Source organism: Luteimonas sp. TWI662, assembly GCF_039673825.1.
Lineage (GTDB): Bacteria > Pseudomonadota > Gammaproteobacteria > Xanthomonadales > Xanthomonadaceae > Luteimonas.
Genome location: NZ_JBDJMI010000002.1, coordinates 51,397 through 69,839 on the forward strand (window position 1 = coordinate 51,397; position 18,443 = coordinate 69,839).

Here is an 18,443-nt window from a genome sequence, read left to right on the forward strand (position 1 = left end):
CGCCCGCTGTAGGAAGGACATGTGCCCGCTTCCTGGAAGACGTCCATGCGCCCCGCTCCCTTGCTGACCGCCGTGCTGGCCTGCGCCGGCCTCGCAGCCCCCGTCGCGGCGCAACAGCTGCGCAATCCGGCCGATCCGCCGCCTGCCGCGGTCGCGCGGCCCGCAGCGCCCGCGCCCGCGCCGCAGCAACTGCGCCCGCAGGCCCCCCCGCCACCGGCCGCCACGCTGCGCGCGCCGCAGCCGACGCGGCAACTCTCGAACGATGTCACCCGCCCGGTCACGCCCACCCCAGCGCTGTCGCAGCGCGAGCGCTGCCTGCAGACCGCGCGCAGCGCCGTGCAACCGGTGTCCGACCAGCGTGTCGCCGCGGCCCAGCGCGGGCTGGCCGCCACGCAGGCGCAGCGCGCGGCGACCGGCGCTGTCGGCGCCGATCCGACCGACCGCTCGGGCCTGCGCGCGCAACAGGAGAACCAGCAGCGCGCGATCGCGCGCGAACGCGATGCCGCCGCCCAGCAGCTGCGGGTCGCGCAGGCCAACTGCAACTAAAAGCCGGCGTCAGGCGGCGGGCGCGTCGCCCGGCGCCTTCGCCGCAGCGCGGGCCAGCCAATCGGGCAGCGCGCGGCGGCCGATGCCCTGCGCCCGGGCCTGCTGCAACTGCGCCAGCATGTAGGCGCGGCGGGCGGGGTCGTCACCGGCGAACGACAGCGCCAGGTCGCGGTCCATCCAGCGCCGGAACACCACGAACAGGACGACATGCAGTGCCAGCGCCAAGGCACTGACCACCACGACGATGGCCACGTCCATCAGTACGAACGTCCCAGCGCTTTGCGCCGCCGGCTCACTGCCAGCCCGGCATCCGCGCGCGGTCGAGCCCGGCGGTTTCGAACACCGCCGTGCGGGTGCCGCCGGCCTTGACCGGGAAGGCGATCGAGAGCGTCTTCGCGCCATCGAGCAGACGCCACAACGCCTTCTCGTCGTCGATGAACATCGCGATCGCCTCGTCGGTCTGCGGCCGGTTGGCCGCCATGCGGCGCGGCGCGGCCTCGTCCACCGTCACCTCGACCCGGCAGCTGGGATAGCAGTCGAAATCCCCGGCTTCCAGCACCAGGTAGCTGCTGCGCCCCCACGAGGGATGGTCGCGGAAGATCAGCCGCACGGGCTTGGCCCCGCTGCCGTCGACGTCGACCGGCTGGCGCGCATAGATCGCCGCCGAGACCTGTTGCCCGCCGTCGGCAGGCCGGGTGTCGTAGCTCCACAAGGCCGCCGTCCGCGCCTGCTCGCGCACCGCGTCGCCGCGGCTGCGGACTTCATCGAACTTCGCCCGCACGCGGCCGGCCGCCTCGGTCTGGGGGTAGCGCGACAGCAGCACGTCGGCCTGGGCCTTGGCCAACGCCCAGTTCTCGGCGGCGACGGCGGCTTCGAAGTCGCGTTCGCCGGCGACCGCCTGTTGCTCGTTGGCTTGCGCTTGGGCCTGGGCCTGAGCGGCAGCCTGCGCCTCGCGGTCCTGGCAACCGGCAAGCGCCAGCGATGCGACGAACAGGGCGGCAGCGAGCGGGCGGGCAACGGCGGGCATGGGCATGTCCTCGATTCTTCGGCGGGGCGCCGCCACGACAGCGCGCGCCGCATCAGCGTAGCAGGCGTCCGCACCGCGGCGCCCATCCAAAACGCACGCGGCCGCCCGAAGGCGGCCGCGCAGGACGGCACCGGCCGTCAGTTGGCCGCGGGGGCGGCCTCGTCGACCGCAGGCGCGGAGGGATCGACCGCCGGGGCCGGCTTGGCCTCGTCGATCACCTTCTCCACCGAGCCGGTCGTGATCGGGTGGTAGCCCGGACGCGCCTTGGCGAAGATCTCCTTGGCCAGCGCCAGGCCGGACTCGGTCTGCACCAGCGCGTCGTAGATCGGCATGATCAACTTGCGACGGCCGACACGCGCGGTGAACTCGGCCAATGCCGCGTTCGCCTCGGTGTAGCCGCTGCGCACGGCCAGCGGATACCAGCGCATCGCGATCTCGCCGTTGCCCGTGCCGGTGAAGTGGTAGGCGCCGTCGAGCTGGGCCATCTGCTCGTGGGTCAGCGTCGCCGGCAGGCTGTCGAGGAAATGCAGCCACTCCTGCGTCGACCAGGCATCGGTGATCTGGCGCGGCGGCAGTTGCGCGCTGCCCAGCCACGCCAGCCGCGCGGAGTCGACGATGCCGAAGTTGCGCGACATCACCTGCGGCGCCGAGGCCGGGATGCCCGGGCCGTAGACCCATTCCTGGATCTCGGCATCACTGACGGTGCCGGGATACTTGTCGAACAGATGTTCCTTCGCGTACGCCAGGAACTGCTCGGTGGTGATGCTCTGGAACGCGAAATGGTCGAAGTAGCCGCGCAGGAACGCATCGAACGGCTCGCGGCCGAAGCGCTGCTCGAGGAACTGCAGGAACCAGGCGCCCTTGTCGTAGGCCACCGCGCTCAGCGCGTCGTCGGCGTCGAGCACCGTGCCCGGTTTCACCGCCAGCGCCTGCACCGGCTCGGGCATCGAGACAATGCTCTCCTTGAGCGCATTGCGGGCGATCACGAACTCCATGTCGCTGGTCTCCTTGCCGTAGACCGATTCGACGATGCGGTTCTCCACGTAGCTGGTGAAGCCCTCGTTGAGCCAGCCGTGCTTGGCGCTGGAGAACGTCACCAGGTTGCCCGACCAGCTGTGCGCGAGCTCGTGGGCGACCAGCGAAACCAGCGACTTGTCGCCGACGATGACGGTCGGGGTGATGAACGACAGGCGCGGGTTCTCCATGCCGCCGTAGGGGAACGACGGCGGCAGGATCAGCAGGTCGTAGCGCTCCCAGCGGTAGGGGCCATAGAGCTGCTCGGTGGTGGCGATCATCTTCTCGGTGTCGGCGAACTCGGCCACCGCGCGGTCGATCGTGGCCGGCTCGGCCCAGATGCCGCTGCGCTCGGAGATCGGCTTGAACACCAGGTCGCCGGCCGCGATCGCCATCAGATAGGACGGGATCTTCTGCGGCATCTTGAACGTGTAGTCGCCGTCGCGCTGGGCGGCCGGATCGTTGTCCGCACTCATGAGCACCATCACGTCCGGACGCGAGGTCACGTGCGCGCTGTAGGTGTAGCGGATCGCCGGCGTGTCCTGCAGCGGCACCCACGAGCGGGCATGGATCTGCTGCGACTGGCTGAACATGAAGGGCAGCTTCTTGCCTTCGGTCATCTCCGGCGTCAGCCACTGCAGGCCCGAGGCGTCGGGCGAGGTGGTGTAGGTCACGCGGATCCGGGCATTGCGGTCCGGGGCCTGGATCGTCAGCTTGCTGCCCAGGGTGGCGTCGGCATCGGCCAGCGCGTAGTGCAGCGGCTGCCACTGCCCGCCGGCCTCGCCTTCGACCTTGTCGATCGTCAGCGCGCGCGTATCGAGCACCAGCTCGGTCGCCGCCGGATCCGTCCACTGCAGCGTGTAGGTCGCGGTCCCGGCAATGGTGCGGGCGTCGAAGTCGAGCGCCAGGTCCAGCGCCAAGTTCTCGGTGACGACCTTGTCGGGCTCGGCATAGGAATGCTCGTCACGGTCGGCGGCCTCGGCCGGCGGCTTTTCGCTGGCCGGCGGTGTCGGCGCGGTGCCGGCCTCGGGCTTGCAGCCGCCGATCACCAGGGCCGACAGGGACAACAGCAGCACCGAGGCCAGCTGCGGGAAACGGAACGGGGGAATTCGGATCACGGAACGTCTCGCGGCGGAAGAACCGACGCGCAGTCTACTCCGTCGCCCCGCGCCGCCTGCTGACACCCCGGCCGTGCACGTCCCGGCGACCGGGTACGTTGCAGCCTACGCGCATGAACGAGGCCACATTCGGCGATTGGGACGGCAGCCCCGCCCAGGCGCGCGCCCTGCAATCGCGCCTGGCTGCGCAGGTCGTGCTCCAGGACAGGCTGCCGGCGCGCGTTCGCTGGATCGGCGGCTTCGACGTGGGGTTCGAGGACGCCGGCGCCGTCACCCGCGCCGCGGCGGTGCTGCTGGATGCGCAATCGCTGCAGCCGGTCGAAACCCATGTCGCCCGCCTGCCGACCCGCATGCCCTACGTGCCCGGACTGCTGAGCTTCCGCGAGCTGCCGGCCTTGCTGGCTGCGCTCGCGCAGCTGTCGCAGACGCCCGACCTGGTGTTCGTGGACGGTCAGGGCATCGCACATCCGCGGCGCCTGGGCATCGCGGCGCACTTCGGTGTGGCCACCGGCCTGGCCAGTATCGGCGTGGCCAAGAAGCGCCTGGCCGGCCAGTTCGAACCACCGGGCGATGCGCCAGGCGACCGGTCGCCGCTGCGCGACCGCGGCGCGCACATCGGCTGGGCGCTGCGCAGCCGCGCACGCTGCAACCCACTGATCGTCTCGCCCGGGCACCGGATCTCGGTCGACGGCGCGCTGGGCTGGACGTTGCGCTGCCTGCGTGGTTACCGTCTGCCCGAACCGACCCGGCTGGCCGACCGGCTCGCCTCGCGCCGCGGCGCCATCGAGGTCGCGGCCACGCTGTTGTGAGGCGCGGCTTCAGGCGCACCGCGCAGGCACGTTGCTTCGTCGCACGCTGCGAGCAGGCGCGGCTCGCGCTCGTCCTGCGCTGTTTCGGGCCGGCGCCACGCCGGCCGTCGGGCGTCAGGCCTTGAAGCCGTCGTGGATCGCGACGATGCCGGCCGACAGGTTGCGGTAACGGCAGCGCACGAAGCCGGCCGCGTCCATCATCGACTTGAGCTCGTCCTGCGGCGGATGCTTGCGGATCGACTCGGCCAAGTAGCGGTAGCTGTCGGCGTCGCCGGCGAACAGCCGCCCCAGCCGCGGCAGCACCTGGAACGAGTGGAAGTCGTAAAGCGGGCGGAACCACTCGGGCTTGACCTGGGAGAACTCCAGCACGCGCGCCTGGCCGCCGACGCGCAGCACACGCTGCATCTCGCGCAGCGCCGCGTCCTTGTCGGTGACGTTGCGCAGGCCGAAGGCAATGGTCACCAGATCGAAGCTGTTGTCGGGAAACGGCAGCGTCTCGGCGTTGCACTGCACATACTCGAAGCCGCGCACCTGCCCGCGATCGGTCATGCGGTCGCGCCCGGTGCGCAGCATCGCCGCATTGATGTCGCCGAGCACCAGTTCGCCCGATTCGCCGACCCGGCTCTTGAGCAGGGCCGCGATATCGCCGGTGCCGCCGGCCAGGTCGAGCACGCGGTCGCCGCGGCGCACCTGCGCGGTCGCGACGAAATAGCGCTTCCACACCCGGTGGATGCCCAGGCTCATCAGGTCGTTCATCAGGTCGTAGTTGCCTGCGACCGAGGAGAACACCTGGCCGACCAGCTTCTGCTTTTCGCCGGTGGGGACGTCGCGGAAGCCGAAATGGGTGGTGCCGGGTCTGGAGGATTCGTCGCTCATGGGCCGATTATCCCTCATTCGGGGCCGGTGCGATCCGCAGGCGCCCGACCCGGCGCCGTTCCAGCGATTCGACCCGCAGCACGTGGCCGTCGATGGTCACCTCGTCGCCTTCTGCCGGCATCCGGTCCAGGGCGTGGACCACCAGCCCGGACAGGGTCACGTAGGTCGGGCTGGTCGGCAGGCTCAGGCCGGTCGCCAGCGCCACGTCCTGCATCGACATCGAGCCGTCGACCAGCCATGCACCGTCCTCGCCCCGCACCGCGCCATAGTCGGCGTCCTGGGTATCGGCCAGGTCGCCGGCGATCGTGGCCAGCAGGTCGTTCGCGGTGACCATGCCTTCGATGCTGCCGTACTCGTCGACGACGACCGCGATCGGGAGTGGATGGGCGCGGATCTGCTCGAGCACGCGCAAAGTCGACGTGCCCTCCGGCACGACCAGCGGCTCGCGGACGAACTCGGTCACGTTCAATGCCCGGCCCTGCAGCACGCTCGACAACAGGTCGCTGCTCTGCACGATGCCCAGCAGGCGGTCGAGCTCGCCGTCGCAGACCAGCAGGCGCGTGTGCGGCGACTGCACCAGCCGCTCGGTCGCATGCCCCAGCCCGCGCGTGGCGTCGATCCATTCGATGTCGCCGCGCACCGTCATCACGCTCGACACCGGTCGCTCGGCCAGGGTCAGCACACTGCGGATCATGTCGTGCTCGGCCGCCTCCAGGCGCTCGCCATCGGGCACCTGCTCGGCCGGCTCGATGGCGCCGCCCTCGCTCGCCGTGTCCGGACGCGCGCCGAGCAGACGCAGCACCGCGTCGGCCGTGCGCTGGCGGAACGGCAGCTGGCGCACGTGGCGCTCGCGGTTGTAGCGCGACCACTGATTGAACGCCTCGATCAGGATCGAGAACACGATCGCCGCGTACAGGTAGCCCTTCGGAATCTTGAAGCCCAGCCCCTCGGCAACGAGGCTGAAGCCGATCATCAGCAAGAAGCCCAGGCACAGCACGACGACCGTCGGGTGGCGGCTGACGAAGCGCGTCAACGGTTTGCTGGCCAGCATCATGACCGCCATTGCGATGATCACCGCGGCGTACATCACACCCAGGTGCTCGACCATGCCGACCGCGGTGATCACCGAGTCGAGCGAGAACACCGCATCGAGCACGACGATCTGCGCGACCACGACGCCGAACGCGGCATAGGCCTTCTTGCCGCCGCTGTCGTGCTCCCGGCCCTCGAGCCGCTCGTGCAGTTCCATCGTCGCCTTAAACAGCAGGAACAGGCCGCCCACGAGCAGGATCAGGTCGCGCCCGGAGAACGCGTGTTCCCAGACCGAGAACAGCGGCGCGGTCAGCTTCATGATCCACGCCAACAACGCCAGCAGCACCAGGCGCATCAGCAGCGCCAGGGTCAGTCCGATGATGCGTGCCTTGTCGCGCTGCTCGGGAGGCAGCTTGTCGGCAAGGATGGCGATGAACACCAGGTTGTCGATGCCCAGGATGATCTCCAGGATCACCAAGGTCGCCAGACCCATCCAGATCGTCGGGTCGGCCAGCCATTCCATAGGTGTTCTTGCATCGCGTGCGGAGAGGAGCGCGGATTCTGCCACGCGAATGTTAAGAATTTGCCGCGGCCGGCGCGCCCGCTCGACCGCATCGCACACGCACGTCAGACTGCAGGCCCCGCGCTGCCACGACCGCCCCATGATCGCCACGCCCGACTACCGCGCCCTGCTCGACACCGCCATCGCCGAAGCCCGCCAGGGCCTGGCCGAGGGCGGCATCCCGATCGGCGCAGCGCTCTATCACCGCGATGGCCGGCTGCTGGGCTGCGGCCACAACCGCCGCGTGCAGGAAGACGATCCGTCCGTGCACGGCGAGACCGATGCCTTCCGCAAGGCCGGTCGCCAGCGCAGTTACCGCGACACGATCATGGTGACGACGCTGGCGCCGTGCTGGTACTGCAGCGGCCTGGTCCGTCAGTTCGGCATCGGCACGGTCGTCGTCGGCGAGTCGCAGACTTTCCGCGGCGGCATCGACTGGCTGCGCGAGCACGGCGTCGAGGTGATCGACCTGCACAGCCAGGACTGCATCGACCTGCTCGGCGGCTTCATCGCCGCGCATCCCCAGGTCTGGAACGAGGACATCGGCGAGGACTGACGCGGTCCCGCGACAAAGGCGCGCTCAGCGCGCCGTCTCGGTACGCCACAGCGTCGGGAAATCGCCGGGCGCCGCGCCTCCGCAGCGGCGCAGTTCGGCGTACTGCGCCAATACGAACGCCTGTCCGTCGTAGCGCCACTGCGCCGCTGCGCCACAATCGGCGAGCCCGCGCCCTTTGGCGAAATGCGACAGCGTGGCGGTGTCGGGCGCGTAATCGGCATTGGTGAGCAGCGCGAAGTCCGAGCCGGCATCATCGAGTCCGGGCGGACCCGGCGGCACGATGCGGGTCGCGCCGCTGCCGTCGCGTGCCGTGCGGAACGCCAGGCTCGAGGTCTGGTAGGCCCCGCTCAGGCATGCGACGAACACCAGGGCGCGCTCGGCATCGAGCGGATACGCCGCGTCCTGGTCGCGGATGTCGAAGCCCTCGCGCGGCGGGTTGCAGTCGGCCTCGCGCAGCGCGTCGGCCGCCTGTGCGCGGACTGCGGCGGTCAGCCGTGTGGCGTCCTGTGGCGACAATGCCGGCGGCGGCACCGCTGCATGCAGCCTCGGCAGCGCAGGCCCGCCGGGCACGGCTGTCGAATCGCGCTCGCCACGCCGCGCCCAGGCGCTGGGCGTGTCCAGCCGCTGCTGGTGCTCGTCGATCAGCAGCAACGCCGCGCGCAAGCCCGACAGCGACACCACCGGCGCGTCCTCGCCGCTGCCAGCCGATAGCCGAGTGCCATCGCCGACCAGCGCGATGAACGTCGCGATGTCGGCGGCCGCATCGAGCGTCAGCGCATCGCGGTCGTCGTCGCGTCGCCACGGCAGCGCGGCCAGTTCGGGCACGGCCACGCCGTCGAGCCGCAGCGTGGCCGGCTTGGGCGCGCCGTCCGACGTGCCCAGTTGCAGCCGCTGCGCACCGTCGCCGCCCGGCGCGCGCGACAGCCGCAGCACCAGACCGAACGCACCGTCGTTCACGCCGATCGCCTCGCAGGCCAGGCCGTTGTCGCAGGCCACGGTGAAGTCGCGCAGTTGCCGATACAGCGGCGCGACCGCGCTGGACGTGGCGCCCGCCGTCGTGTCCGCATCGTGCGCGGCGGTTGCCGGCGCGGGGGAAGGGGCCGACGCCGTGGTGGCGGCATCCGGCATTGCTGGCGGCACCGGTTCCGTGCACGCGGCCAGCAGCGCGGCGCAGGCAAGCACGAAGGGGCGGACGATGGACATCGCGAACTGCTCTTGCGGACGGAGACGCCATTGTCTGTCGCCGCGACCGACGCGACGTCGACGCGGCCATCACATGGGATCCGGGCGAGGTCGGGCGCAACGCTCCGGTGCGCGCGGCGCCTTGCCGGCATGCCGGTTGCGCGTCCAGACTGCGCGCCATGTCGCGCGTTCCGCCGCCTGCTCCGCCCCCCGCGCCGCGATCGCCCCGCGCGGACCGCTACGCACCGCGTGCGTGGGCGCCGCATGAGCGGCCAATGATGCCGGGATCGCCATCGACCCCGCTGCATTCCACGCCAATGCGCGTGGCTTACGGCGTCGTGGGGTTCGTGATCGCGATCACCGGCGGCCTGGGCAACGCCCTGGTGACCGCCAACCTGCTCGACCTGCAGGGCGCGCTCGGCGCTTACGCGGCAGAGGTCGCCTGGCTGCCCGCCGCGTACGTGATGACCAACGTGTCGATGAACATCCTGCTGGTGAAGTTCAGGCAGCAGTTCGGCCTGCGGCTGTTCACCGAAGCCTTCCTGGTGCTGTACGCGTTGATCACGCTGGCGCATCTGTTCGTCAATGACCTGGGGTCGGCGATCGCGGTCCGCGCCGGACACGGCATCGCCGGCGCGGCGCTCAACACCCTCGGCCTGTACTACATGCTGCAGGCGTTCCCGCAGAAGCACCGCCTGCGGGGGCTGGTGCTGGGTTTGGGCATCGCGCAGTTGGCGCTGCCGCTGGCGCGGGTGTTCTCGACCGACCTGCTCGAGTTCGGCGAGTGGCGCGGCCTGTATCTGTTCGAACTGGGCCTGGCGTTGCTGGCGCTGGGTTGCGTGCTGCTGCTGAAGCTGCCGCCGGGGGATCGCCACAAGGCATTCGAGCCGCTGGATTTTCTGACCTTCGGCCTGTTCGCACCCGGGGTCGCCCTGCTGACCGCGGTCCTGGCGCAGGGCCGCATCGGCTGGTGGACCGAAACCGCCTGGCTCGGCTGGGCGCTCGCGGCGTCCGTCGCACTGGTGACCGCCGCGATCGCCATCGAGCATTTCCGCGCGCGTCCGCTGCTCAATACGCGCTGGCTGGCGACCGCCTCGATGTTGCGGCTGGCCCTGGCGATCGTGCTGATCCGCATCGTGCTGTCGGAACAGGCCACCGGCGCCGTCGGTTTCCTCCAGGCACTGGGCCTGGGCAATGCGCAGATGCACACGCTGTTCATGATCGTGCTGGCTGGCAGCGTCGCCGGCCTGGCGGCCAGCGCGGCGACGATCAATCCAGCCAAGACCTGGCAGCCGGTGCTGTTTTCGCTGCTGCTGATGATGGCCGGTGCGTTGATGGACGCGCAGGCCAGCAACGTCACCCGGCCCGAGCAGATGTACCTCAGCCAGTTCCTGCTGGCCTTCGGCAGCACGTTCTTCCTCGGGCCGATGATGATCGCCGGCATCGGCCCGGTGATCAGCCAGCCGCGCAACCTCATCAGCTTCGTCGTGCTGTTCGGCATGACCCAGAACCTGGGCGGCCTGCTCGGCTCGGCGTTGCTGGGCACATTCCAGACCATGCGCGAGAAGTTCCATTCCAGCGTGCTCAATGAGCACCTGACCCTGCTCGATCCCCAGGTCGCCGCGCGCGTGCATGCGACCGCCCAGGGCTACGCGTCCACCGTTGCCGATCCTGCGTTGCGCGAGGCACTCGCGCTGCGCGCACTCGGCGCGACGGCCAGCCGCGAGGCCACTGTGTTGGCATACAACGACGTGTTCCTGATGATCGCCTTCATCGCGTTCTGCACATTGGTGTGGATCATCGCCTCCCGGGCGTGGGCGCGCCGGCGACGGACGTTGCAGATCGCGGCGTTCGCCACCGTCGCGCTCGCCGGCATCCTGATCGTGCTCTACGCCTGGCGCCTGCCGCCGTTCGGCAGCAGCGTGCAGAGCACCGAGAACGCGATGGTGCGCGGCCGGGTGACGCTGATCGCGCCGCAGGTCACAGGCTATGTGACCCACGTCGCCGTCCAGGACTTCGAGGCGGTCACCCGTGGTCAATTGCTGGTCACGATCGACGACCGCATCTACCGCCAGCGCTACGAACAGGCGCAGGCCAATCTGCGGGTGCAGCAGGCCGCACTGGCCAACGCCACACAGTCCAGGCGCAGCGCCGAGGCCGGGATCGCGCGCAGCGCCGCCGACATCGCGGCCACGCGCGCGCAGGCCGAGGTCGCCACGATCGACCTGCGCCGGCTCGAACAACTGGCCGACCAGAAGCTGATCTCTGCGCACGATCGCGACCTTGCGCGCGCCAACAGCGCGCAGGCCCGCGCCTCCGCCGCGCAGGCGCGGGCGGCGCTGCAGATCTCCGAGCAGGACGCGCGCAGTGTCGAGGTCAACCGCGACAGCCTCGAAGCGGCCGTCGCCAGCGCCGAGGCGGCGGTGCGACTGGCGAAGATCGACCTCGACAACACCCGCATCGTCGCGCCCGAGGACGGGCTTCTCGGACAGGTCACCGTGCGTCAGGGTGCGCTGGTCAATGCCGGCACCCAACTGATGGCGCTGGTGCCGGCCGACATCTGGATCCTGGCGAATATGAAGGAGACGCAGATGACCGACATGCGCGTCGGACAACCGGCAACCTTCACCGTCGACGCCCTCGGCGGCGCCCGGCTCAGCGGGCGCGTCGAGCGCATTTCGCCGGCGACCGGCTCGGAATTCAGCGTGCTGCCGGCGGACAACGCGACCGGTAACTTCGTCAAGATCGCCCAGCGCATTCCCGTGCGCATCGCGATCGACCACGGTCAGCCGCTGGCCGAACGCCTGCGCCCGGGCATGTCGGTGGTGGTCTCGGTGGACACCGCGGGCGCGCGAGATACATCCGACGATGCGCCGCGCACACCGACGCACTGAGCGTGTTCTTCGTCGAACTGATTGTTTGCCCCCACCCAACCCTCCCCCGCGTGCGGGGGAGGGCTTCAGATCAAGCCTCGCTGCCGCGCTCGACGACGATCCGCTAGGCACGTCGATCTTGTGCGACCAGCGCGGCCTCGACCAGCGGCTGCGCCCAGCCTGGCGTCGCGCGCAAGACGCCGAAATCGTCGGGCGCCGGATGCACCAAGCGCCCGGCCACCATCTCCAGCACGCGCCGCGGATCGGGCACGGCACGGCCGCGGGCGACCTCGACGCTGTTGTCGTAGACCTGCAGGTGCGCCAGGTGTGGCATCAGCACGATCAGGTTCTCGCGCGAGCGGTGCCAGCGCGCACGGATGTCGGCTTCGGGAATATCGTGACCGCCGGCAGCGACGCGAGCACGTACGCGGGCGATGTGCTGGTCGACCGACGACAGGCCGCAGAACCACATCAGCACGTCGTGCGTACGCGCGGCCTGGGCGATCTTCGCCGGCACGGTGTTGCCGCCCAGCGTGGTTTCGAAGGCGTGGTCCCGGCCAGCGGCAACGGCCGCGTCGAGCCGCCGCATGCCTTCCTGCCACGCCTCGGCATTGGCTTCGCGCTGGCTGCAGCGGGTGGCGGCAGCGAGGGCGCGCGCGAACTCGTCGGGATTGAACCAGCTCAGGCCGGCGTCGATGAGCAGGTGGCCGCCGATCGAACTCTTGCCGGCGCCGTTGACGCCCGCGAGCACGAACAGCACCGGCCGCCGCATGACGGCGCCCTCGTCGACCGCTGCACTGCGCTTCGCGCCGCGCGTGTGTTCAGGCTCGCCGGGCCTGCCCGCGGCGGCGGCCCCACGCCTGGGCGTATCACCGCGCATCCGGCGCGTGCGCCGCCCGCGCAGGCTCAATGCGAGGCGCCGGCCTTGACCTTGCCGCGCAGCGTAGCCGGCCGCGCCATGATCGCGCGCAGCCGGTCACCGGCATCGGCGCTCTCCAGCGACGCCAGCCTGGCGTCGAACTTCGCCTGCAGGTCCTCGAGTGCCGAACGTTGCGGCGCCGCGGCCGCCTCCAGCGCGCGCAGGATCGCGTCGTAGGTCTCGGCCGACAGGATCACCGCTTCGGGCGTGTTGTGGTGGGTCACCACGACCTGGCCGTCGCGAGCGACCGACTTCATGACCCCGCGCCAGCCCAGCTTCTTGACATCGGACGCCGGCGTGCGCGGCAGCGCGTCGAGTGCATCGAACTTGGGGGCAACGGACATGGGAACGGCCTCACGATGGACGTGAGGCCAATATACCCATTTTTCCCTTTTGCGGCTGTGAACCCGGCGCGGCGGCAGAACCTGTTCAAGGTCCGTCGCGAGCGCCGCCAAATGGCGCGTGGCGGAGCGCAGGAAGCGCAGCGTACGTGCAGGTACGTGAGCATTCCGAGCACCGCACGCGCGCCATTTGGCAAGCGCAGCAGGACCTTGGACAGGTTCTCAGAGGATGTAACGGCTCAGGTCCTGATCCTGCACCAGCTCACCCAGGTGCGCATCGACGTAGGCGCGGTCGATCGTCACCGTGCCGCCCTTGTCGGGGGCCTCGAAGCTCAGCGTGTCGAGCAGGCGTTCGAGCACGGTGTGCAGGCGCCGCGCGCCGATGTTCTCCTGCCGCTCGTTCACGTGCGCGGCGATCTCGGCCAGCCGCTCGACCGCGTCGTCGGCAAACGCCAGGTCCACGCCTTCGGTCCGCAGCAGCGCCACGTACTGGCGCGTCAGCGCCGCCTTGGGCTCGGTGAGGATGCGCACAAAGTCGTCCTTGGTCAGCGCGGTGAGCTCCACCCGGATCGGGAAGCGGCCCTGCATCTCGGGAATCAGGTCGCTGGGCTTGGCGAGATGGAACGCGCCCGAGGCGATGAACAGGATGTGGTCGGTCTTCACCGAGCCGTACTTGGTGCTGACCGTGCTGCCCTCGACCAGCGGCAGCAGATCGCGCTGCACGCCTTCGCGGCTGACGTCGCCGCCGGTGGTGCCGGCCTCGCTGCGCTTGGCGACCTTGTCGATCTCGTCGATGAACACGATGCCGTGCTGCTCGCAGGCCTCGATCGCGGCCTCGCGCACGTCATCCTCGTTGACGAGCTTGCCGGCTTCCTCCTCGATCAGCTGCGGGCGCGCGGCGCGGATCGTCAGCTTGCGCTTCTGGGTCTTGCCGCCGCCCAGGTTGGCGAACATCTGCCGCAGTTGCTGGCCCATTTCTTCCATGCCCGGTGGGGTCATGATGTCCATGCCCTGACCGGCGCTGAGTTCGAGTTCGATCTCGCGCTCGTCGAGTTCGCCGGCACGCAACTGGCGACGCAGCTTCTGCCGGGTCTCGGATTCCTTCGACGACGGCTCGGCGCCGATGTCGACCGTGGTCTGCTGCGCGCCGAAGCCGAACGGCTGCGACGGCGTCTCGCGCCGCGGCAGCAGCGCGTCGAGGATCCGGTCCTCGGCGCGGTCCTCGGCCTGCGTGCGCACGCGCACCTTGGCCTGCTCGCGGTAGAGCTTGACTGCGGTGTCGGCGAGGTCGCGGATGATCTGCTCGACGTCCTTGCCGACGTAGCCGACCTCGGTGAAACGCGTGGCCTCGACCTTGACGAACGGCGCATTGGCCAGCGTCGCCAGCCGGCGCGCGATCTCGGTCTTGCCGACGCCGGTCGGACCGATCATCAGGATGTTCTTGGGCATGACCTCGTTGCGCAGTTCATCGGGCAACTGCGCCCGGCGCCAGCGGTTGCGCAGCGCGATCGCGACCGCGCGCTTGGCCGCATTCTGGCCGACGATGTGACGGTCGAGTTCCTGCACGATCTCGCGCGGGGTCATGGTGGACGAGCTGGAATTGGGCATGGGGAAATTCGGGCTTCGTAAGAGCGGAGGGGCGCGCGACTGGCGGATCGACGGGCGGGATCGGCTGGCCGAATCCCGAGCCCCGGATCCCCAATCCCGCCTTCAGAGTTCTTCGACGACGACGTTCCGATTCGTGTAGATGCAGATGTCGCCGGCGATGTGCAACGCCTCGGTGGCGATGGTGCGGGCGTCGAGGTCGGTATGGGCCAGCAGCGCACGCGCGGCCGACAGCGCATAGGAGCCGCCCGAGCCGATCGCGACGATGCCGTCCTCGGGCTCGATGATGTCGCCGTTGCCGCTGATGATCAGCGAGGTGTCCTTGTCGGCCACCGCCAGCAGCGCCTCGAGCTTTCCGTAACGCCGGTCGGTGCGCCAGTCCTTGACCAGCTCGACTGCGGCACGCACCAATTGCCCGCCATGCTGCTGCAGCTTGGCCTCGAACAGTTCGAACAACGTGAACGCATCGGCCGCCGCACCGGCGAAACCGGCGAGCACGCTGCCGTCGCCGAGCCGGCGCACCTTGCGGGCATTGCCCTTCATCACGGTGTGGCCGAGCGTGACCTGACCATCGCCGGCGACGACGACCTTGCCGCCCTTGCGGATCGAGACGATCGTCGTGGCGTGGAAGACATTGGGATTCTGGCTGGGGTCCATGCGGCCTCCGTGGATCGAACCCCATCAGTGGGGCGTCCACGCGCCCCATTCAACCCACGCACCCGCGGCTGGTCATCGCGAGACATCCCCGAGCACATTTCGGGGCCGCGCAGCCCCGTTGGCGCGCGACGCGCGATGCCGCGCCCTTTGTCCTGGATCAAGGCGCGCGGCCGATCGACACGCAATCCTGGCAACCGGTCCCGACAAGACACAGGCATGGCCAAACCGTTTCCGCTGCACCCCAAACACCCCGAACGCATCTGCTGGGGCTGCGACACGTACTGCGCGGCCGATGCCCTGGCCTGCGGCAACGGCGCCGGGCGCACCCAGCACCCGATCGAGAACGACGGCGAGGACTGGTACCTCGCCTGGGGTGTCGAGCCCGAACCCGATCGCCCGAAGCACGCGAAGTGCTGACGCGACGACCGTCTCGTCGATGAACCTCCGCGGCCTCGGGTCCCAGGGCCGGTCTTCCGCGCGCAACGCCTGCGCGTCAGCCGTCCTCGCCAGCGGCGCCGCGCTTGCGCCGCGCGCGCGGATGCGCGGCGTCGTAGACCTTGGCCAGGTGCTGGAAGTCGAGGTGGGTGTAGATCTGGGTGGTGGCGATGTCGGCGTGGCCGAGCAGTTCCTGCACGCCGCGCAGATCCCCCGAGGATTCGAGCACGTGGCTGGCGAACGAGTGCCGCAGCAGGTGGGGGTGCACGCGCTTGAACAGGCCCTGGCGCTGGGCGAGCAGCCGCAGCCGCATCTGCACCGCGCGCGCGGTGATCGGGCCGCCACCGCGGCCGGGAAAGACCGGCGCGTCGGCGCCGGCGCCGCTCTCGGCGCGCCACGCGCGCAGCGCCACGATCGCATGCGAGCCGACCGGCACGCTGCGCTGACGGCTGCCCTTGCCCAACACCGTGACCAGCCCGCCGTCGAGATCGAGGTCATGCCAGCGCAGCGCGACCAATTCGGCCAGGCGCAGGCCCGACGAATAGAACAGCTCGAGCAGCGCGCGGTCGCGCAGGCCCAGGGGCGCGTCGGTCGGCACCTCGACCAGTTGCGTCGCCTCGTCGACATCGAGCACCTGCGGCAGCTTGCGCGGCGCCTTGGGGCCGCGCACGCCGGCAGCGGGATTGGCGACGACGTGGCCGTGCCGCAGCAGCCAACGATAGAAACTGCGGCACGCCGATAGCCGTCGCTGCAGGCTCTTGGCCGACAGGCCGCCACGATGGCCGGCAGCGACGAAGGCGCGGATGTCGTCGGCCTGCAAGGCGCGCAGGTCAGCGTTTCCGCTGTCCTCGGCCCACGCGGCCAGCGCGGTGAGGTCGCGGCGGTAGGCGTCGAGCGTGTGCGCCGACATGCGCCGCTCGACCTGCAGATGCGCCAGGAACGCCTCGACGTCGGCCGACATCGCCACGCTCAGCCGGCGTAGCGCTTCATCGCCGCCGCGAACGCCTCGCCCATCATGTGCAGGAACAGCGTGCCCATGCCCGGATAGAACCGGTTGGGGTCGCGGCTGCCCACGGCGACCAGGCCGACGCCTTCGATCGGCAGCAGGGCGCTCGAATGCACTTCGTCCACCCGCGGCCCGTACAGCAGCGACTGCTTGTCGGGATGCAGGCGGCCGCACAGCGGCGCCTCGTCCTTGAGGCAGTCGACGAAGGGCTGCAGGCGGCGGTCGTCGCGCGCGACGATCTGCAGCCAGTCCTCGTCGAGCCTGGCGACCGGCGCGAACAGCACCAGGCGGACCAGGTCGCCGTTGAAATCCTCGGCCAGCGTGGCGGCCAGCGCGCGCACCGTCGAGGCCGCGTCGGGCTGGCGCATCAGCGCCAGCGTCAGCTGGTGTGTGCGCACCGCCAGGCGTTCGTTCTCCTGCGAGATCGCATACAGCTCGCGCAGGCGCTTGGACAGCTCGCGGTTCTTGTCGCGCAACACTTCGAGCTGGTAGCTGGCCAGCGACGCCGCCGGGCCGTCGTCGCGCGGCACGACCAGCGTCAGCGCCAGATCCGGAAACTGCTGCAGGAACTTGGGCTGCCGACGCAGCCAGGCGGCCACTTCGTGCGCGCCAAGTGTCTCGGTGGTCTCGCTCATGCGCTCCACTCCCCTTCAAATACAAATGCGGCCGGGCCGGCCATCGTCAGCGTGGCTGCATCCTCGGGCCAGGCAATGCGCAGCGTGCCGCCGGGCAACGATACGTCGGCGCAGCGCGCGATGCGACCGCGCCGCGCCAGGACGGCGACCGCCGCGCAGGCGCCGCTGCCGCAGGCGCGGGTTTCCCCAACGCCACGCTCGAACACGCGCAACGCGATCTTGTCCGCGGCCAACACCTGCGCAAACCCGACGTTGACCGATTCGGGAAACCAGGGCGAGGCCTGCAAGGCCGCACCGATGCGCGCCACCGGCGCGGCCTGAAGGTCGTCGACCTCGATCACCGCATGCGGATTGCCCATCGACACCGCCCCGAAGGCCACCGACGTGCCGTCGTCGAGCACGCCCGTGTACAACGGCGCGGCGTTGAAGCTGGCCAGCGGTACGTCGTCGGGCGCGAACGCCGGTACGCCCATCGCAATACGGAAGTGCGTGCCCTCGCGATCGACCGCATGCAGGCCAGCGGGGCTTTCGAGCACGAAACCGTTCGTGCCCGCCACACCGTCGCGCACCAGCCAGGCAGCGACGCAGCGCGCGCCGTTGCCGCACTGCTGCGACGACGAACCATCGGCATTCCAGATGCGATAGCGCGCCACCGCCCCGGCCGCATGCGGCGCCTCGATGGTCAGAATCTGGTCGCAACCGACGCCGAGGTGCCGGTCGGCGAGCGCGCGACACTGCTCGGCATCGGGCGGCGGCGTGCCGTCGCGCAGGTCGAGCACGACAAAATCGTTGCCGGCGCCGTGCATCTTCGAAAAGCGCAGCGGCGGGGAAGACGCGGCCATCAACACCGGGCCCTCGAAGCGACGGGCCTGCGCCCGGTCACGGCGTCCCGGTCGCGGGCGGCACGTCCAGGATCACCGGCACCGCGGGCGCGGGGCGGTCCTGCGCCGGGTTAGCGTCGTCCGCGTCCTCCTGCACTGCGTCGGTGTCGGCGTCGCGCTGCGCGCGCGTCGGCACCGAGGACTTGATCAGGAAGCGGCCGGCGTCCTCCGGCGGCACCTGGGAGGGCATCAGCAGGTCGGCCTTGTTGCCGCAGGCGGCCAGCAACAGGGCGGTCAGCACGATCGGAAGACGGTTGCTCATCGGCGAAGTGTACAGGCGCCGCGGCCGCCGGTCCGCCCGAATACGCGGCGGCGGGCGCCACGGATGCGCGTGTTCATGGACGCAGTAGGGTCGGCCCCAGATTGTCC

General features: G+C 70.2%; 19 protein-coding genes. 5 read left to right on the forward strand and 14 right to left on the reverse strand.

Going from position 1 to position 18,443, the window contains the following annotated elements; translation table 11 throughout:
* Positions 1-45: 45 nt before the first annotated feature.
* Complete coding sequence (locus ABE488_RS02705; protein ID WP_346447036.1) at positions 46-546, forward strand: hypothetical protein; 501 nt, start codon at positions 46-48, stop codon at positions 544-546.
* Positions 547-555: 9 nt separating this feature from the next.
* Here ABE488_RS02705 and ABE488_RS02710 read toward each other — a convergent pair whose 3' ends face one another.
* The 3 genes from ABE488_RS02710 to ABE488_RS02720 form a co-directional block, all read right to left on the reverse strand.
* The gene (locus ABE488_RS02710; RefSeq protein ID WP_346447038.1) at positions 556-804 is read right to left on the reverse strand and encodes a hypothetical protein; all 249 of its coding nucleotides are present in this window, start codon (positions 802-804) and stop codon (positions 556-558) included.
* A gap of 34 nt (positions 805-838) precedes the next feature.
* Complete coding sequence (locus ABE488_RS02715; protein ID WP_346447040.1) at positions 839-1,573, reverse strand: hypothetical protein; 735 nt, start codon at positions 1,571-1,573, stop codon at positions 839-841.
* Between the two features lie 137 nt (positions 1,574-1,710).
* A complete protein-coding gene (locus ABE488_RS02720) occupies positions 1,711-3,705 on the reverse strand; it encodes a M1 family metallopeptidase (RefSeq protein WP_346447042.1) in 1,995 nt (664 codons plus the stop codon).
* A 113-nt stretch (positions 3,706-3,818) separates the two neighbouring features.
* On the opposite strand from ABE488_RS02720, the gene nfi reads away from it, so the two are divergent.
* Complete coding sequence (gene nfi, locus ABE488_RS02725; RefSeq protein ID WP_346442776.1) at positions 3,819-4,514, forward strand: deoxyribonuclease V; 696 nt, start codon at positions 3,819-3,821, stop codon at positions 4,512-4,514.
* Positions 4,515-4,628: 114 nt separating this feature from the next.
* On the opposite strand, the gene ubiE is transcribed toward nfi, so the two are convergent.
* The gene (ubiE, locus tag ABE488_RS02730) at positions 4,629-5,390 is read right to left on the reverse strand and encodes a bifunctional demethylmenaquinone methyltransferase/2-methoxy-6-polyprenyl-1,4-benzoquinol methylase UbiE (protein ID WP_346442774.1); all 762 of its coding nucleotides are present in this window, start codon (positions 5,388-5,390) and stop codon (positions 4,629-4,631) included.
* A 7-nt stretch (positions 5,391-5,397) separates the two neighbouring features.
* Positions 5,398-6,945: a TerC family protein gene (locus ABE488_RS02735; protein ID WP_346447044.1), complete on the reverse strand. Its 1,548-nt coding sequence runs from the start codon at positions 6,943-6,945 to the stop codon at positions 5,398-5,400.
* Between the two features lie 139 nt (positions 6,946-7,084).
* On the opposite strand from ABE488_RS02735, the gene ABE488_RS02740 reads away from it, so the two are divergent.
* Positions 7,085-7,540 carry a nucleoside deaminase gene (locus ABE488_RS02740; RefSeq protein ID WP_346442770.1) on the forward strand — a complete coding sequence of 152 codons (456 nt, stop codon included), beginning with the start codon at positions 7,085-7,087 and terminating at the stop codon, positions 7,538-7,540.
* A gap of 24 nt (positions 7,541-7,564) precedes the next feature.
* On the opposite strand, the gene ABE488_RS02745 is transcribed toward ABE488_RS02740, so the two are convergent.
* Complete coding sequence (locus ABE488_RS02745) at positions 7,565-8,743, reverse strand: DUF1176 domain-containing protein (protein WP_346447046.1); 1,179 nt, start codon at positions 8,741-8,743, stop codon at positions 7,565-7,567.
* Positions 8,744-9,039: 296 nt separating this feature from the next.
* Here ABE488_RS02745 and ABE488_RS02750 point away from each other — a divergent pair, with 296 nt between their 5' ends.
* Positions 9,040-11,616 (forward strand): MFS transporter, encoded by a 2,577-nt coding sequence (locus ABE488_RS02750; RefSeq protein ID WP_346447048.1) that lies wholly within the window; start codon positions 9,040-9,042, stop codon positions 11,614-11,616.
* Positions 11,617-11,719: 103 nt separating this feature from the next.
* On the opposite strand, the gene ABE488_RS02755 is transcribed toward ABE488_RS02750, so the two are convergent.
* The 4 genes from ABE488_RS02755 to hslV all read right to left on the reverse strand — a co-directional run bounded on the left by ABE488_RS02755 (position 11,720) and on the right by hslV (position 15,117).
* Positions 11,720-12,367 carry an AAA family ATPase gene (locus ABE488_RS02755; protein ID WP_346447050.1) on the reverse strand — a complete coding sequence of 216 codons (648 nt, stop codon included), beginning with the start codon at positions 12,365-12,367 and terminating at the stop codon, positions 11,720-11,722.
* A gap of 134 nt (positions 12,368-12,501) precedes the next feature.
* Complete coding sequence (locus ABE488_RS02760) at positions 12,502-12,858, reverse strand: type II toxin-antitoxin system prevent-host-death family antitoxin (protein ID WP_346442761.1); 357 nt, start codon at positions 12,856-12,858, stop codon at positions 12,502-12,504.
* Between the two features lie 219 nt (positions 12,859-13,077).
* Positions 13,078-14,463, reverse strand: a complete 1,386-nt coding sequence (hslU, locus tag ABE488_RS02765) for an ATP-dependent protease ATPase subunit HslU (protein ID WP_346442760.1) — start codon at positions 14,461-14,463, stop codon at positions 13,078-13,080.
* A gap of 102 nt (positions 14,464-14,565) precedes the next feature.
* Positions 14,566-15,117 carry an ATP-dependent protease subunit HslV gene (gene hslV / locus ABE488_RS02770; protein WP_047135539.1) on the reverse strand — a complete coding sequence of 184 codons (552 nt, stop codon included), beginning with the start codon at positions 15,115-15,117 and terminating at the stop codon, positions 14,566-14,568.
* 216 nt (positions 15,118-15,333) lie between these two features.
* Between hslV and ABE488_RS02775 the strand changes: the two genes are divergently transcribed.
* Positions 15,334-15,534, forward strand: coding sequence for a DUF3079 domain-containing protein (locus ABE488_RS02775; protein WP_346447051.1), 201 nt, complete (start codon positions 15,334-15,336; stop codon positions 15,532-15,534).
* A gap of 76 nt (positions 15,535-15,610) precedes the next feature.
* On the opposite strand, the gene xerC is transcribed toward ABE488_RS02775, so the two are convergent.
* From xerC to ABE488_RS02795, 4 genes are read right to left on the reverse strand one after another with little or no spacing between them, the layout of a single operon-like run.
* Positions 15,611-16,513, reverse strand: a complete 903-nt coding sequence (gene xerC, locus ABE488_RS02780) for a tyrosine recombinase XerC (RefSeq protein WP_346442757.1) — start codon at positions 16,511-16,513, stop codon at positions 15,611-15,613.
* 8 nt (positions 16,514-16,521) lie between these two features.
* Positions 16,522-17,193, reverse strand: a complete 672-nt coding sequence (locus ABE488_RS02785) for a DUF484 family protein (protein ID WP_346447053.1) — start codon at positions 17,191-17,193, stop codon at positions 16,522-16,524.
* The gene (gene dapF, locus ABE488_RS02790; RefSeq protein ID WP_346447055.1) at positions 17,190-18,035 is read right to left on the reverse strand and encodes a diaminopimelate epimerase; all 846 of its coding nucleotides are present in this window, start codon (positions 18,033-18,035) and stop codon (positions 17,190-17,192) included. The genes ABE488_RS02785 and dapF overlap by 4 nt, the downstream gene beginning before the upstream one ends.
* Before the next feature lie 37 nt (positions 18,036-18,072).
* Complete coding sequence (locus tag ABE488_RS02795; RefSeq protein ID WP_346442751.1) at positions 18,073-18,336, reverse strand: hypothetical protein; 264 nt, start codon at positions 18,334-18,336, stop codon at positions 18,073-18,075.
* Positions 18,337-18,443 lie beyond the last annotated feature (107 nt).